Origin of the sequence: Mesorhizobium sp. LNHC209A00 (assembly GCF_000502915.1) — a bacterium.
In the GTDB taxonomy this organism is placed as follows: Bacteria; Pseudomonadota; Alphaproteobacteria; order Rhizobiales; family Rhizobiaceae; genus Mesorhizobium.
On the sequence record NZ_AYWT01000020.1, the window covers coordinates 14,542 to 29,569 of the forward strand.

The 15,028-nt window shown below is 60.3% G+C and carries 12 protein-coding genes and 1 pseudogene; 8 read left to right on the forward strand and 5 right to left on the reverse strand.

Annotated elements, in window-relative coordinates:
- Nucleotides 1-147 precede the first annotated feature (147 nt).
- Nucleotides 148-720, reverse strand: coding sequence for an ATP-binding cassette domain-containing protein (locus X739_RS139480; RefSeq protein WP_245273956.1), 573 nt, complete (start codon nucleotides 718-720; stop codon nucleotides 148-150).
- 136 nt (nucleotides 721-856) lie between these two features.
- Nucleotides 857-1,648, reverse strand: coding sequence for an ABC transporter permease (locus X739_RS139475; protein ID WP_023796067.1), 792 nt, complete (start codon nucleotides 1,646-1,648; stop codon nucleotides 857-859).
- 411 nt (nucleotides 1,649-2,059) lie between these two features.
- On the opposite strand from X739_RS139475, the gene X739_RS139470 reads away from it, so the two are divergent.
- The 4 genes from X739_RS139470 to X739_RS139460 all read left to right on the forward strand — a co-directional run bounded on the left by X739_RS139470 (nucleotide 2,060) and on the right by X739_RS139460 (nucleotide 5,875).
- A complete protein-coding gene (locus X739_RS139470; RefSeq protein ID WP_031252480.1) occupies nucleotides 2,060-4,048 on the forward strand; it encodes a nucleoside-diphosphate sugar epimerase/dehydratase in 1,989 nt (662 codons plus the stop codon).
- Between the two features lie 45 nt (nucleotides 4,049-4,093).
- The gene (locus tag X739_RS1000000170100) at nucleotides 4,094-4,279 is read left to right on the forward strand and encodes a hypothetical protein (protein ID WP_198026175.1); all 186 of its coding nucleotides are present in this window, start codon (nucleotides 4,094-4,096) and stop codon (nucleotides 4,277-4,279) included.
- Nucleotides 4,280-4,284: 5 nt separating this feature from the next.
- Nucleotides 4,285-5,217, forward strand: coding sequence for a glycosyltransferase family 2 protein (locus X739_RS139465; protein WP_023784596.1), 933 nt, complete (start codon nucleotides 4,285-4,287; stop codon nucleotides 5,215-5,217).
- 118 nt (nucleotides 5,218-5,335) lie between these two features.
- A complete protein-coding gene (locus X739_RS139460) occupies nucleotides 5,336-5,875 on the forward strand; it encodes a sugar transferase (protein ID WP_023771498.1) in 540 nt (179 codons plus the stop codon).
- A gap of 40 nt (nucleotides 5,876-5,915) precedes the next feature.
- Here the strand turns inward: X739_RS139460 and X739_RS139455 are convergent, their stop codons facing one another.
- Entirely contained in the window at nucleotides 5,916-6,863 is a 948-nt protein-coding gene (locus tag X739_RS139455; RefSeq protein WP_023784597.1) for an NAD-dependent epimerase/dehydratase family protein, read from the reverse strand.
- Between the two features lie 17 nt (nucleotides 6,864-6,880).
- Nucleotides 6,881-8,248: an O-antigen ligase gene (locus X739_RS139450; protein ID WP_023796069.1), complete on the reverse strand. Its 1,368-nt coding sequence runs from the start codon at nucleotides 8,246-8,248 to the stop codon at nucleotides 6,881-6,883.
- A 470-nt stretch (nucleotides 8,249-8,718) separates the two neighbouring features.
- On the opposite strand from X739_RS139450, the gene cysD reads away from it, so the two are divergent.
- The 4 genes and pseudogenes from cysD to X739_RS139435 all read left to right on the forward strand — a co-directional run bounded on the left by cysD (nucleotide 8,719) and on the right by X739_RS139435 (nucleotide 13,773).
- On the forward strand, nucleotides 8,719-9,624 hold the full coding sequence (gene cysD / locus X739_RS139445; protein WP_023771502.1) for a sulfate adenylyltransferase subunit CysD: 906 nt from the start codon (nucleotides 8,719-8,721) through the stop codon (nucleotides 9,622-9,624).
- A 2-nt stretch (nucleotides 9,625-9,626) separates the two neighbouring features.
- Nucleotides 9,627-11,564 (forward strand): sulfate adenylyltransferase subunit CysN, encoded by a 1,938-nt coding sequence (gene cysN, locus X739_RS139440; RefSeq protein WP_023796070.1) that lies wholly within the window; start codon nucleotides 9,627-9,629, stop codon nucleotides 11,562-11,564.
- Nucleotides 11,565-11,574: 10 nt separating this feature from the next.
- A pseudogene (gene cysQ, locus X739_RS01000000166655) lies at nucleotides 11,575-12,451 on the forward strand (3'(2'),5'-bisphosphate nucleotidase CysQ).
- Nucleotides 12,452-12,510: 59 nt separating this feature from the next.
- The gene (locus X739_RS139435; protein WP_023796071.1) at nucleotides 12,511-13,773 is read left to right on the forward strand and encodes an O-antigen ligase family protein; all 1,263 of its coding nucleotides are present in this window, start codon (nucleotides 12,511-12,513) and stop codon (nucleotides 13,771-13,773) included.
- Between the two features lie 81 nt (nucleotides 13,774-13,854).
- On the opposite strand, the gene X739_RS139430 is transcribed toward X739_RS139435, so the two are convergent.
- Nucleotides 13,855-14,997: a DegT/DnrJ/EryC1/StrS aminotransferase family protein gene (locus X739_RS139430; protein ID WP_023771506.1), complete on the reverse strand. Its 1,143-nt coding sequence runs from the start codon at nucleotides 14,995-14,997 to the stop codon at nucleotides 13,855-13,857.
- Nucleotides 14,998-15,028 lie beyond the last annotated feature (31 nt).

Here is a 15,028-nt window from a genome sequence, read left to right on the forward strand (position 1 = left end):
AAGCATATCCGGCGGTTTGATATCGCGCCTGTTCTGAACAAGTGAATTTCTGATGAAGAGACCAAGAACAGAACCGCCTTGGCTGCCATTCTTCGGCATGGACCTGAAGAACTTTGGATATGAGGCAATTTAATCGGGAGGCGGCTTTTAAACCAGCGACTCAATCCGGCCAGCTCGAAGCGTCATCTTTTTCGTGCACACGCGCTGGATGAGCGCATCGTCGTGGCTGGCCAACACGATGATGCCGGCCTTTTCCGCCAGTTCGTCCATCCGTCGTTTGGCTTTTTCCTGGAATGACGCGTCGCCAGCGCCGATCCACTCATCCATCAGCAGAATTTCAGGCTCAAGCGTGGTCGCTGCCGCAAATGCCAGACGTGCCGCCATGCCTTGACTGTAGGCCTTGAACGGCAGATCGATGAAGTCACCCAGCTCGCTGAAATCGATTATTTCTTCCATCTTCTCTTCGATCTCGGGCGCCGTCCAGCCGCTGATCAACCCCCTCAGAACGATGTTTCTGCGCCCGGTGGCCTCGGGACGAAACCCTATGTGGATGTTGAACAGGGCATCGACCTTGCCGGTAATCGACATCGTGCCACCCGATGGCTGGTAGATTCCGTATAGAACCTTGAGCAGTGTTGTCTTGCCGGCGCCATTCGGACCGACCAGCCCCAACCGGTCGCCTGCCTTGAGTTCGAAGCTGACATCGTCGAGCGCCTGCACGACCTGCTTGGTGCCCGACTTCGCTATGTTGCCGCCGAGAGCGCTCCGGCGCCGGCCGGGCGCCGAAAGCGTCAGCTTTTCAAACAGGCGATAGACGAGACTGACATTGTTCAATGTGATGGAGGTCATGGGGAGCTCAGATCAGGAAAACCACACGTTTGCGATAACGGCCCAGCAGCAGCAGCGCAATAACCCATGTGCCGAGACAGATGTACCCTGTCACCATCACGGAATGCATCGGAAATATGCCTGCCGTGATCGGCTCGCGCACGCCTTCCAGGAAATAGGTGAACGGGTTCCAATGATAGGCGTATTTTTGAACGCCCTCTTGCCCGCTATAGACCCAGAAGACCGGTGTGAAGAACATGCCCACCCGCATCAGGTTCCCGACGATGAACTCGCTATCGGGAAAGAAAGCGCCCAGGAAAGCAAAAACAATCACAAATGCAGGAGTTGCCAAGATGATGAGCAAGAGGCCGAGAAACGACAGTAGCCAGTTGGTGTTGATTCCGAAACCGCCCAGCAGCAGAACAAGAACGCAACCCGCCAGTGAATAACCAGCCCGAATGATGCACTGCATCGTCAATCGCATCACATATACGAATAACGGCAGCGTCGTGCCTTGAATGAAGCTCGCCTCGCGCTGGAAGAGACACACGCTCATGGTGATGGTTTCGGTGAGGTAGAACCATACCAGCATGCCGATCGCTACGTAGGCTATATAGCTGGGGTTGCTTGCGTCCTTGGTCACGAAAACAAAGACAAACGTGCCGACGAAAGCGAAATAGTTGACCAGCATCCAGAGCGGGCCGAGTGTCGTGCGTCTGTGCTGGTCGCCAATGTCTTCATGGGCAAGCGCAATCCAGACTCGGTATAATCTCGCGGCTTTTGAGATGTCGTCAAAAGCGCCGTTTAGTGCGGCAATCATAGCTGGGAGTATCGCAATCTGTCGTTTCGGCGCATTGTCCTTCGCTGGCCATAGCGAACCACCAAGCCTCTATCTAATAGCCGTTTCGATGGACATATGGCAACGCATTGCGTCCTAACGAGGTTCGTAGCAGAGTCAACTGCGGCAAAACCGGGCCCATGCGGATGACGTGGCTGTTTTTAAGCAATGTCTAATGTCGGCTTCGAAGCTTTTTCCGCGAACCGGGTCCATGCTTCCTATTGACCACTCGTTCTCGTAAAAAACATCTAGCTATGCCTCTCAACCCGCAGTATGCGATACAGCGCGGCGGGGGCCCGAAATGTTGATTTGACGGAGCGGTCGGCCACGAGTGATCTCGTGTTCGTACTTTGCCTTTGCCATCTCCGACAGCCTGGAGTTAAGTACTGCCTAATGAATACTTCCCAGGAAGCTGTGTTCGGGCTCAGGCCACAGATTAGGCGCGCCTTCATCATGGTCCAGGACGTGGTCATGGTCCTGGTCGCCGTGGCGCTCAGCCTTGTCCTGTCGCGGTCGGATCTTTCGTTCGGGGCGCTCTCCACGGAGGGGCTTGTCACCTGGGCAAGCATCGTGCTCATCAGCCATCTTCTGTTCCGGTATTGCGGCCTCTACACCACGGTCTGGCGCTTCGCCTCGACGCCTGATTTCTTCAACATCCTGAAGAGCTGCGCGATCCTCACCTTCGTGCTCTATGTCGTTTCGCTGGTGGTCCGTTTCTTCGAACCGGTCGCCGGCCTCAACGAGCGCCAGTTCATCGTCTTCCTGCTCGTCTCCTTCACCATCATCTCGGCGCCCCGGCTGTTCTACCGCTTCCTGCGTGACGGCGCGGGCTGGGGTGTTCTCAGCGGCAAGGCCGACACGGCGCGCACCAAGCAGGCCCTGTTCGTCGGCCGGCTCGGCGAGGCCGACCTGATCATTCGTTTCACGCGCACGGCGCAACCCCCCGACCATACCATCGCCGGCATCATGGCCACCGAGCATGGCGCACCGCTCGGCACGCGCATTCAAGGGGTGCCGGTGGTGGCGGTCCGGCCGCGCCTGATCGATGTCCTGGAGGACTACGCGACCGGCACCAAGAGCCTCGATCTGCTGATCTTCGGCAGCGGCGCCGAGCATGAGATCGAGGAGTATTCCGAGCTGGTCCGCGTCGCGCGTCACGGCGACATTGCGGTCGTGCAGTTCGCGGGGCTTTCGCAGGTGGGCCAGGAAGGCAAGCTCGTTCTCGACGCCGTCGAGATGGAAACGATCCTGCGCCGCCCGACCGTGCCATCCGACATCGAGCGCATCGGCGCCTTCGTCGGCGGCAAGCGCGTCCTGGTCACCGGGGGCGCCGGTTCCATCGGCCGCACGCTGGTCAAGCGGTCGTTGGAACTTGGCGCCGAGGCGGTGCTGGTCGCCGACAATTCCGAATTCGGCATCTTCCAGTTGAGCCAGTATATCGACGAGAAGCATCATGACCGCCTCAAGGTCCGCATCGTCGATGTCGCGGACCGGCGCCAGATGACGCGCGTCGTCACCGAGTTCAAGCCCGACATAATATACCATGCCGCGGCGCTGAAGCACGTTCCGCTGCTGGAGGAGAACTGGGAATCGGCCATCCAGACCAATGTCTTCGGCACGCTTGTCTGCGCCGAGGTCGCCGCCAAATGCGGGGTGGCGCAATTTGTAATGGTCTCGAGCGACAAGGCCGTCGATCCGACCTCCGTGCTCGGCATGACCAAGCGGGCCGCCGAACAGATCGTCAGCGCCTTGCACGGCACGCCGGCCGGGGAACCGGGCCGCCGCCGCGCCGCCACCAAGTTCATCGCGGTGCGCTTCGGCAACGTCTTCGGCAGCAATGGCTCGGTGGCGACCATATTCCAGGCGCAGATCGAGGCCGGCGGGCCGGTGACCATAACCGACCGGCGCATGACGCGCTATTTCATGACTGTCGCCGAAGCCGTCGATCTCGTCATCATGTCGGCGGCCGATGCCGCTTCGCGGCCGGCCGGCCAGGACTACGCCGTCTACATGCTCGACATGGGCAAGCCCGTGCCGATCGTCGAAGTGGCCGAAACGATGATCCGCATGGCGGGAAAAATCCCCTATACGGACATTCCAATCCGCTTCACAGGCATCCGCCCGGGCGAAAAGCTCCACGAGACCCTGCACGGCGAAGACGAGGAACTGGTGGAACTCAGCATTGCCAAGATATTCGGCCTGAGCACCGATGTCGCGCAGTGGTCGGATGTCCAGGCAGCACTTGCGGCGCTGCAGCAATCCATGAAGGCAGAAGACAAGGCAGCCTCGCTCACCATCCTGGCCGATCTCGACCGCGCGACGAAGACAAGGGCGAACGCGCGGCAGGGCGCGGTCCCGAAAACGGCCGGGCAGGCGAGCTAAAGCAATTCCAGGAAAAGTGCGCAGCGGTTTTCCGTCCGGAATTGCGTGAAGGCAAAGTTGAGCAATCCAGGAAAAGTGCACAGCGGTTTTCCGTCCGGATTGCGTGAAGGCAAAGATGAGCAATTCCAGGAAAAGTGCACAGCGGTTTTCCGTCCGGAATTGCGTGAAGGCACAGATGAGCAATTCCAGGAAAAGTGCACAGCGGTTTTCCTCGCGCGGCAAGGCGTTTGACATCAGTGGGTAAGACAGATCTGCGCATTGCGGTCCTGATGGGCACGAAGGATGGCGCCGCCTTTGTCGACGAGCAGATCCAGTCGCTGCTCGCGCAGTCGCATCTCCTGATCGACCTTTGGATATCCGACGACGGCTCCGCCGATGGCACGGTTGCCGTCATAGAAGCCTGGAAGCCCCGCTGGACAAAAGGTCGGATAACTTTGCTGGAAGGGCCGCGGCAAGGCTTTGCCGCCAATTTCCGGTCGATGATCCTGGACTCGGGCATCGACGCGGATTGTTACGCCTTCTGCGATCAGGACGATGTCTGGGAGCCCGACAGGCTTGAAAGCGCCCTTGGCTGGATGCAGGCATTTGATGCGGGGATCCCGCTGATGTCCTGCTCGCGAACCGCGACCATGACCGAAACTGGACGCCTGGTCGGCCATTCGCCGCTGTTTAGCCGTCCGCCGTCGTTCCGCAATGCGCTGGTGCAGAGTATCGCCGGCGGCAACACCATGCTGCTCAACCGCGCGGCGCGCGATCTGTTGGCCAAGGCCTCCGCGCGCACCGGTTTCGTCAGCCACGATTGGTGGGCCTATTTGATCGTCACCGGTGCCGGCGGGGTCGTCCGCTACGATCCGCGGCCATTGGTACGCTACCGCCAGCATGCGGCAAATCTGGTCGGCGCCAATGCATCGTGGCAGGCGCGGATCTCGCGGCTGGGCCGCCTCTTCAAGGGTCAGTTCGCGGACTGGACCGATCTCAATCTTGCCGGCCTTGCCGTCAATCGCGATCTCCTTACGAAGGATGCGGTGGCGTGCCTCGACCTGTTCGCGAACGGTCGGCGAGGTTCCCTTTTCCAACGCCTGGGCGCCCTGCGCAAAAGCGGCGTCTATCGACAGACTTTTGCCGGCACCCTTGGGCTCTATCTCGCCTTTGTCCTGGGTCGTATCTGAAAATGGCGAACCGCGCGGCGCGCTTGGTTGGGAAGGCGACCTCATGCTACGCCGGCCGGATTGACGGGCCTCGCTCGCGGTTATCGCGTAGAGCCTGGCAGGGAGTCCTATCGACCACATGAAGACAGCCAAGAAGATCTTCGATCTCGCCGGTGCGGCTGTGCTGCTGGTGGCAACCTCTCCCATTCTATTGCTGGCCATTGTTGCCGTCCGGGTATCCTCGCCCGGTCCGGTGATTTTTTCACAAACGCGGATTGGCCGCGAAGGTGTGCTTTTTCGCTGCCACAAGTTGCGGACGATGTACCAGGGAACGCCATCCTTGCCCTCGCATGAGACCCCGGTGAGCGCCGTGACATCGGTTGGAAGGGGCTTGCGGAAATTCAAGCTCGACGAGTTGCCGCAGCTGTGGAATGTCCTGCGTGGCGAAATGAGCCTGGTCGGGCCGCGTCCTTGCCTGCCGAGCCAGACGGAACTGATCGAATGCCGCAGGCAGCTGGGCGTTTTGCAGGCTTTGCCCGGGATGACAGGCTTGGCCCAGATCCGGGGCATCGACATGTCGAACCCGCAACTTCTGGCCGAAACCGATGCCACCTATCTCAGGACCGCGTCGTTCTGGCTCGACCTTCGGATCCTGTTTGGAACACTTTATCGCGGCTGAGCAGCCCCGCTCCAGAAGCGGAAACTGTCTTTGGCAGGGATCAAACAGGGCGTCGGGGGTCTCGGAGCCGCGCTATCTCGGTCAGCCGCTCCAGCGTGCTGGTTTCCGGCGCCCAGCCTTCCGAGGCAAGCAGCGAAGGGTCGCATATTTGCGTCGCCGTTAGGCTGTCCCAGAACATCCGCTTGCCAAGCAGTGTGGCGACCGTCCGCATTGGGCCAGCCGGCACGGTCATCAGGCGCGTTGGCCTCCCCAAGCCACGGCGAAAGGCACCGATGACGGCAGCGACGGACACCGGCGGCTCGTCGCTGGCGAGATAGATCGGACGAAGTGGCTGGGAATGGCAAAGCAGATGCCACACCGCCCGTGCGGCGGATTGCGATGACAGCAGCGAACGGTTCGCCGTCAATGCGCCTGTCGGCATCGGCAGAGCCGTATCGGCGAGCCGCATCAGCGTCGCCAGGTTTCCTTTCATGCCGATCCCGTAGACTGGCGGCAGCCGCAATATGGCCGCGTCGGCACGGCCATGCGAGGCATAGGCGCCCAACACGGCAATTTCTGCTTCGCGTTTCGAGCGCCCGTAGGCGTCTTGTGGGTCGGGGATCGAGTTTTCGTCGATCGTTGCGCTGGCACGCGCGCCGATCACGGCCCGGATCGAGGAAAGATGGATGAACCGTCCGCTTGCGTGCGTGGCGGCGGCATGCGCCAGACGTGCGCTCAATTGCGCATTGGCTGCCCGAAAATCGGCTTCGGCGGCATTGCCCTGATCATTGTTCAGACCCGCGCAATGGACGACATCCGTAACATCCCTGGTCAGCGCCAGGAAAGCCTCGGCAGGTGCATCGTACCCCGGCATCCGCATCGTGTCGGACCCCGTATCAAGTCTCTCCGGCTGGCGGGAGGCAAGGCGAAGTTCGACACCGGCCTCACGAAGCCGATGGACCACCTGGCGACCCATGAAACCCGTCGCGCCCGTAACCAGGACCTTCATTGTCTTGCCCGGACCGGCTATCGGGCGGCCGGCGGAGGTGCCAGGTCTGATGGAGTGGCTTCCGTCACCAGTGGAGCGGCTTGGCTTTTCGGTGGTGACATCGCCTGGGCTCCCACCACTGGCGGAAGGGCCTGCCTTTCCACCAACGCGGCCTGGCGCCCACAAGCAAGATATGTTCCCGACACCAGGAAGACCATAAAGACCGAGTCCAGAATGTCATGGCCGATCAGGATGCCTGTCATGCCGGCAGTCAGATAGGTGATCACGACCGCGACGATCATGGTGGCGCCGAACCGTTCGATCGGATCGTTGCTGTCGCGAAGGACCAGGGCTGCATTTCTGGCGGCAGCCACAAAGATCGCCGCCAGCGTCACCGCACCCAGGATTCCCGCTTGCACCAAGGCGGTCAGGAAGCCGTTGTGGAAGTGACTGAAACCTGCATCCATCCCGAACTGATCCTGAAAGCCCTGCTTGATCAAGAGCCTGGTGGCACCCACCCCATGTCCAAACAATGGCATCTCATGAAACGCCTTCAGGCCGATATCCCAAAGCGCGACACGTAGTCCCAAAGCAGTCGTGTGGTCACCATGGGCCGCCAGCGCATCCCAGTCGGAGTGCAGAAAAGAGACACGCCCCGCTATCGTCTGGAACCCGAAAAACGCAATCGCGACCGCAATCGCGGCCAGCAGCAAAAGCACGCGAACGGCATCTCTCCCTCTTAGCTTCTGCTGGTTGATCAACAGAACGGCGACGCCGGCAATCAGCAATGCCAGCCAGACGATGCGCGTACCGGAGTAGATGACGGCGATCGTTCCGCCGAGTGCGGCGCAGGCGAGGGCGATCCTGTATTTCTCTATACCGGATAGGGCAGCGGCCACGCAGATCACCACGGCAAGGCAGAGGACCTCAGCAAAAACGATCGCATTCCCCGCCCCGCCCTCGGCGCGCATACCAAGTCGATATTGCTGATAGACCGCCAGCAGCAGCGCTCCGAAACAAGCCGCCATGCTGGCCAACACAATGATGCGGACGAGCGTTTTTTTTTGCGTAGTGCTCCAGGTCGAATAAGAGATGGGAAAAAACAGAAAGGTGATCAGCGGGACAAGGTGCCGTGCGTCCTTGACGATCGCGTGGTTGACGATGGACGCCAGGACATTGCTCGCGCAATAGGCGTAGATCGCGATCGTCAGCGCCATCATCGCGCGGTCGACATTGAAGTGCCTTCTCTTCAAGGCGATCAACAGGACGGACCATAGTCCGCCGCCATTGAACACGAAGCTGACCGCCGATCCGAGGATCGGTGGACAAAAGAAGCAGAGAATGGAGAAATAGACATTGATCCGCGAAGGCGTGATTTGCTGCCTTATGAATGAAAGCCGGTTCAATTTTCGGACCCGCTATTCTCGAGAAACTTTATGCGGCACATTTGGTCAAACCGAATGCGCTCGCCTCGAAACCGCCCATGCTTCATCATGCACTTGCCCGCTCTCACAAAGCGTATAGCGGCTGGGCCGCTGTTTCGATAGTGCGCCCTGATCGATTGCCGCTTAAACGCGCGGTCGGCACCGGTTGACCCTGCAGCATCCCAGGCGCTCTCTCGGGCAATATTTTTCCAGCCCTTTCCCGGCTGGAGGCTTTCCGAGCAGAAATTTCCGGGTGTTGGCGCAAGCGTGGAAAATTCATTCCCGAACGAATGGCTGACCGGCTCGTCTTGCATTGTTCTGGGCCGCGACGATCTGCTAGAACGCCCGCACGAAACACTTGTCCAGAAGCGAAGCTTTGAACCGGGCGCAAAAGGCTCGATGATTTGACGCAGGATCTTCTGTTGCAAGGCATGAGAGAACGCCCACGGACCATGATACCAGCTCTTACGCATCTGCAGCGGCTTGAAGCCGAGTCCATCCACATATTCCGCGAGGTCGCGGCAGCCTTCACCAAGCCGGTCATGCTCTATTCCGTCGGCAAGGATTCGTCGGTGCTGATGCATCTGGCGATGAAGGCGTTCTATCCGGCCAAGCCGCCATTCCCGTTTCTTCACGTCGACACCACCTGGAAATTTCGCGAGATGATCGCATTTCGCGATCAGATGGCGCAGAAGCTGGGTTTCGACCTTCTGGTTCATGTCAACGAAGACGGGGTACGCGACAACATCAATCCGTTCGATCACGGCTCGAACACCCACACCCATGTGATGAAGACCGTGGCGCTGCGCCAGGCGCTCGACAAATACGGCTTCGACGCTGCCTTTGGTGGCGCTCGTCGCGACGAGGAAAAGTCGCGCGCCAAGGAGCGCATCTTCTCTTTCCGCAATGCCCAGCATGTGTGGGATCCGAAGAACCAGCGGCCTGAAATGTGGAAGATCTTCAACACACGTATCGCGCAGGGTGAATCGATACGAGTCTTCCCGCTGTCGAACTGGACCGAGCTCGACATCTGGCAGTACATTCTGCAGGAAAACATCCCGATCGTGCCGCTCTATTTCGCCAAGCGGCGCCCGGTTGTCGAACGCGATGGCATGCTGATTCTCAAGGACGATGATCGCATGAAGCTACTGCCCGGCGAGGTCGTGCAGGACAGGTTGGTGCGATTCCGTACGCTCGGCTGCTATCCGCTGACCGGCGCCATCGAATCCGACGCCGACACACTCGAAGCCATCGTTGGCGAGATGCTGACGGCACGCACCTCCGAACGGCAGGGTCGGTTGATCGACCGCGATGAAGCCGGTTCGATGGAAAAGAAGAAGCGCGAGGGGTATTTCTGACCATGCGCCACATCATGGCAAAGAGCCTGGCTCCAACCGACGGCGTTCGCGATTATCTGGCCGCGCAGGAGAAGAAGTCGCTGCTGCGCTTCCTGACCTGCGGTTCGGTGGATGATGGCAAGTCGACGTTGATCGGACGCCTGCTCTCCGACACCAAGCAGATTTTCGAGGACCAGCTCGCCGCGCTCGAACGCGATTCGCGCAAGCACGGCACGACGGGCGACGACGTCGACTTCGCGCTGTTGGTCGACGGCCTCGAGGCGGAGCGCGAGCAAGGCATCACCATCGACGTCGCCTACCGCTTCTTTGCCACGCCCAAGCGCAAGTTCATCGTCGCCGACACGCCCGGCCACGAGCAATATACCCGCAACATGGCGACAGGTGCTTCGACGGCCGACCTGGCGATCGTGCTGATCGATGCCCGGCAGGGGGTGTTGCGCCAGACGCGGCGCCATTCGATCATCGCCTCGCTGCTCGGCATCCGCCACATCGTGCTGGCGGTCAACAAGATCGATCTCGTCGGTTTTGACCAGGCGGTCTTCAACAGGATCGTCGAGGACTACCGGCAGTTCTCACGCGACCTTGGCTTCCAGACCATCGCGCCGATTCCGATGTCAGCCCGCTACGGCGACAATGTCAGCGGCCGCTCCGAAAACACGCATTGGTATTCCGGCCCGACATTGATCGAGCATCTCGAAACCGTCGCCGTCGAGGCAGACACGGCCGAGCTGCCATTCCGCTTTCCGGTTCAGTACGTTAATCGCCCCAACCTCGATTTTCGCGGTTTTGCCGGCACCATTGCGTCCGGTATTATTGCGCAAGGCGACGAGGTCGTGGTCGCCAAATCGGGCAAGTCCTCGCATGTCAAACGCATCGTCGCCTATGGCGGCGATCTCGAACAGGCGGTGGCCGGCCAGGCCATAACGCTCGTTCTCGACGACGAGGTCGAGGTTTCCAGGGGCAACATGCTGGTTTCCCCGTCCGCACGGCCGCAGGTCGCCGACCAGTTCGCCGCCAACATCGTCTGGTTCGACGAGCATGCGCTACTGCCGGGCCGTTCCTATATCCTGCGCACCGAGACCGATCAGACCAGCGCCACCGTCACCGACCTGAAGTACCGCATCAATGTCAACGACTTTGCCCATGAGGCGGCCAAGTCGCTTGAAATGAACGAGGTCGGTATCTGTAACATTTCGACCCGGGCGCCGATCGCCTTCGATCCGTTTGGCGAGAACCGGACCACTGGCGCCTTTATTCTGATCGATCGCATCAGCAACGCCACGGTTGGCGCAGGCATGATCGTACACTCGCTGCGCCGCGCCGAAAACATCCATTGGCAATCGCTCGACGTCGGCAAGCGCGTGCGTGCCGACATGAAGAACCAGCGGCCCGCCGTGTTCTGGTTCACGGGGCTTTCGGGCTCCGGCAAGTCGACCATCGCCAACCTGTTCGAGAAGAAGCTTTTCGCCACCGGGCGTCATACCTACATTCTCGATGGCGACAATGTCCGCCACGGTCTCAACCGGGATCTCGGATTCACCGATGCCGATCGCGTCGAGAACATTCGCCGCGTCGCCGAAGTGGCCAAGCTGATGGCCGACGCCGGGCTGATCGTCATTGTCTCCTTCATTTCCCCGTTCAGCGCCGAGCGGCGGATGGCCAGGGAATTGATGGCCGATGGCGAGTTCATCGAGGTGTTTGTCGATACGCCTTTCGAGGAATGCGCAAGGCGCGATCCGAAGGGCCTCTATGCCCGCGCGCTGAATGGCGAGATCAAGAATTTCACCGGTGTCGATTCGCCTTACGAAGCACCGGAGAAACCGGAGATCCATCTGAAGACGCTCGGCAGATCGGCTGAAGAGATGGTAGATGCCTTGGAACACTGGCTGAACGAGCGTGACATTGCCGAAGACCAATATGACAATGGCGGCGGCATCTGACGACACGTCGATGCTTGAAATCTTCGAGCGGCTAGCGCTGGCGGCCGGGCGCGAGGTGATGCGCGTATTCCACGCTGGCTGCGCGGTCGACCGCAAGTCGGACGCCTCGCCGGTGACCGAGGCGGACCGCGAGAGCGAGAAGATCATTCTTGCAGGCCTGCGCGCCGCATTCCCGGATATTCCGTGCGTGGCCGAGGAGGAAGCGGCGGCCGGCGTCATGCCGGGCCAACTTGGCGAGACCTTCTTCCTCGTTGATCCGCTTGATGGCACCAAGGAATTCGTCAACCGGCGCACCGACTTTACCGTCAACATCGCGCTTGTCCGCCATGGCGTGCCGGAAGTCGGCGTGGTCTTCGCGCCCTGCAGCGGCCGGTTTTTTTCCGGCCGGCCGGGCAGGGCGGAAGCACTCGAAGTCGATGACGACTACCGGATCGTTTCCCGCCGGCCGATTTCGGTGAGAACGGCCGCGACGCCGCTGGCCGTGGTTGCCAGCCGCTCGCACAACACGCCGGAAACCGAAGCCTATATTCGCGACCTTGGTGCCGCCGAGATCGTCTCGGTAGGTTCGTCACTGAAATTCTGCCTCCTCGCCAATGCCGAGGCGGATGTTTATCCGCGCTTTGGTCGCACCATGGAATGGGACACCGCGGCGGGTGACGCGGTGCTACGTGCCGCCGGCGGCACGNTATCCGCGCTTTGGTCGCACCATGGAATGGGACACCGCGGCGGGTGACGCGGTGCTACGTGCCGCCGGCGGCACGACCCGGACGCTGGACGGCAAGCCCTTGACCTATGGCAAGCGCAACCAGGCCGATGACGCGGATTTCGCCAACCCCCATTTCATCGCCAGCGGCAAGGCTGCAACCCGAGGACGCATCGATTGTTGAGGTGAAAAATCCTCGTCGATGGCTTATCCTTTATCGACGTCCCCTGAGTCGGTAAGTGAATGTCGTTGTTTCAGAAATGCCATGCCGTCATTTTGGGCGGCTTTCCCGCATGGACCAGCAATCGTGATGAAATAGTCTTCAGGATGTTGTTGGGCCTCTACGCCCTCTCTCCCGCCCTTTTCGCCTTCGTCGAAATGTCTCCAACGGTCTTGGCGCTTGTGGGGGCACTCATGGGCGCTCTCGCCCTTTTGACGAAGCGTGCGCGTTTTGGCAGAGGCACGACAGGCCTCGCAGTTGCTCTCGCTCTCTTGTCAGGCTTTGTCCTTTCGAGCGCCCTGTGGTCGGTCGATGTGAGCCGCTCTCTCATGGCGGCGAGAGACGTGTTTGGCTACTCGATCGCCGCTGTCATGCTGTTTCAGGGCATCCTCGCGCTTGCGAGCGCTCAACGCGAGCGGCTCGCGCGGGTGTCATTGGCCGGCATGTTGATCGGCGTCGTATCGGTGATGGGCTGGGAACTGTATTTTGCGTTTTTGACCGAAGATCCACGCTTTGTGGAGAACGTTTTCACCCTCCACAAGATCACGGTTTACGGGGTTTTTTTTGCCGTCATATTTCTCGCCCAGCCGAGGCTGGTCTGGAAAGGGCTTGCGGCTCTCTTCGCCGTGCTGACATTGCTCCACGGCCAATCGACCGGCGTCAATCTGGCGATTGTCTTCGTGGCGGTGATGTTTGTCATGCCCGCGAAATACCGCCAACACGTTTTGGTTGGATTTTTCGCCGTCTATTTGTCTCTTGCCCTGATCGCCCCCTTCGTCGTCGCGCCGCTGTTCGCCTACCTCAAAACAACGGGTTGGCTGGTTTTCTATCCAGGAACCTTCGCAGCGCGGCTTGATCTATGGCAGATGATTTCGCCCCACATCGCGGAGCAGCCGATCCTCGGCCATGGCGCCAATACGATGAGAAACGCGGCCGGAGTTGTCGCGAGTCCCACATATTATGCGCAGGCGGATCTCCCAAGCGCACATAATATCGTATTCGATTTGTGGTACGAACTGGGAGCGCTGGGCATCATCGTGTATGGGGTGCTCCTGGCCGCGATCATAAGAATGATCGGCGGTTTGAGCGGCCCCAGCCATTTCATAGCCAGCTGCTACCTGATGATAGCTGTCGTCGAACTCTCGGTAGACCATCGGATCTGGTTGTCATGGGTGTTGGGCACTTTGGTCTTCGCGGCGGGCATCTGCATAGTGCAGTGCCGTTCCGTGACCCGATCGGAAATGAAGGACCGGATCACAAGACACGCGGCGGCCTTCTCAAGCTAGTCTAACGGGCGAAGCGAACCGCCTGCGGCCGTCGGCGCCCTATGCCAAGGAGGTGTTGGTCAGCTATCCCGTGCCCGACGCCTATTCGGCCGCGGCCTGCGCCGAGTTCGAGCCGATATAATTGCGGATCGTTTCGATGATCCGGTCCTGGTCGGCCTCGCCGAGATAGGGGTGCATCGGCAGGCACAGGATGCGTTTCGGCAGGTCCTCCGAAACGGCAAGACCAGTCGGCGTGCGCGGGTAGTCGCGATAGGCGATCTGCTCATGCAGCGGCTTGACGTAGTAGATGACGGACGGAATGCCCTTTTCGCTCAAATGCGCTTTAAGCCCGTCGCGTTTCGGCGTCTCGATCGCGTATTGCGCCCAGGCCGAGCGGCTGCCATCCAGGTTGCGGGCTGCGGTGACGATGTCGCCGAGACCTTCAGCGTAGCGTTGGGCCACCACCTGCCGCGCCACCATCTCTTCCTCGAGGATGGCGAGCTTCTCGAGCAGGATCGCCGCCTGCATCGTATCGAGCCGTGAATTGATGCCGACGCGGATGTTGTCGTACTGCGTCTCGCCCTTGCCGTGGAAGGCGAACGATCTGAGCGCGTCGGCCAGAGCGTCATCATTGGTGAACATCGCGCCGCCGTCGCCATAGCAGCCGAGCGGCTTGGCCGGATAGAAGCTGGTCGAGCCGACATGGCCGAACGCGCCGCACATCCTGCCTTCCAGCGAGCCACCCATGGACTGGGCTGCGTCCTCGATCACCAATAAGTCTTCGCGATTGGCAATAGTCATGAGCGCCTCATAGTCGGCGGCAAGACCGAACAGGTCGACAGGGATGATCGCCTTCGGCTTCAATCGACCTTCCTTCTTGATGGCCGCGATCGCCGCCTCGAGGCTGGCTATGTCGATGTTGTAGGTTGTCGGATCGACATCGACGAAAACCGGCTCGGCCTTGGCCAGCGCCACCACTTCCGCCGTGGCGGCGAAGGTGAAGCTCGGCACGAACACCGCGTCACCCGGGCCGATGCCAGCGGCGAACAGCGGCAAAAGCAGTGCGTCGGTGCCGTTGGCGCAGGCAATCACGTGCTTTACCCCGACATAGGCGGCGAGCTTCTTCTCGAATTCAGCGACCTGGGGACCAAGGATGTAGCGGCCATCCTCGACCACGTGATCGATCGCGGCTTTCAGCCGGTCGCGGATTCGTTCGCGCTGCGCGCCAAGATCGATGAATTGCATGTCGGCCTCAATACCTGCCAATAACCGGCCC

Coding starts and splice junctions, on each gene's coding strand:
- cysN (WP_023796070.1), top strand. CDS start 9,627: ATGCGCCACATCATGGCAAAGAGCCTGGCTCCAACCGACGGCGTTCGC.
- X739_RS139470 (WP_031252480.1), top strand. CDS start 2,060: ATGAATACTTCCCAGGAAGCTGTGTTCGGGCTCAGGCCACAGATTAGG.
- X739_RS139455 (WP_023784597.1), bottom strand. CDS start 6,863: ATGAAGGTCCTGGTTACGGGCGCGACGGGTTTCATGGGTCGCCAGGTG.
- X739_RS139460 (WP_023771498.1), top strand. CDS start 5,336: ATGAAGACAGCCAAGAAGATCTTCGATCTCGCCGGTGCGGCTGTGCTG.
- cysD (WP_023771502.1), top strand. CDS start 8,719: ATGATACCAGCTCTTACGCATCTGCAGCGGCTTGAAGCCGAGTCCATC.
- X739_RS139435 (WP_023796071.1), top strand. CDS start 12,511: ATGTCGTTGTTTCAGAAATGCCATGCCGTCATTTTGGGCGGCTTTCCC.
- X739_RS139475 (WP_023796067.1), bottom strand. CDS start 1,648: ATGATTGCCGCACTAAACGGCGCTTTTGACGACATCTCAAAAGCCGCG.
- X739_RS139430 (WP_023771506.1), bottom strand. CDS start 14,997: ATGCAATTCATCGATCTTGGCGCGCAGCGCGAACGAATCCGCGACCGG.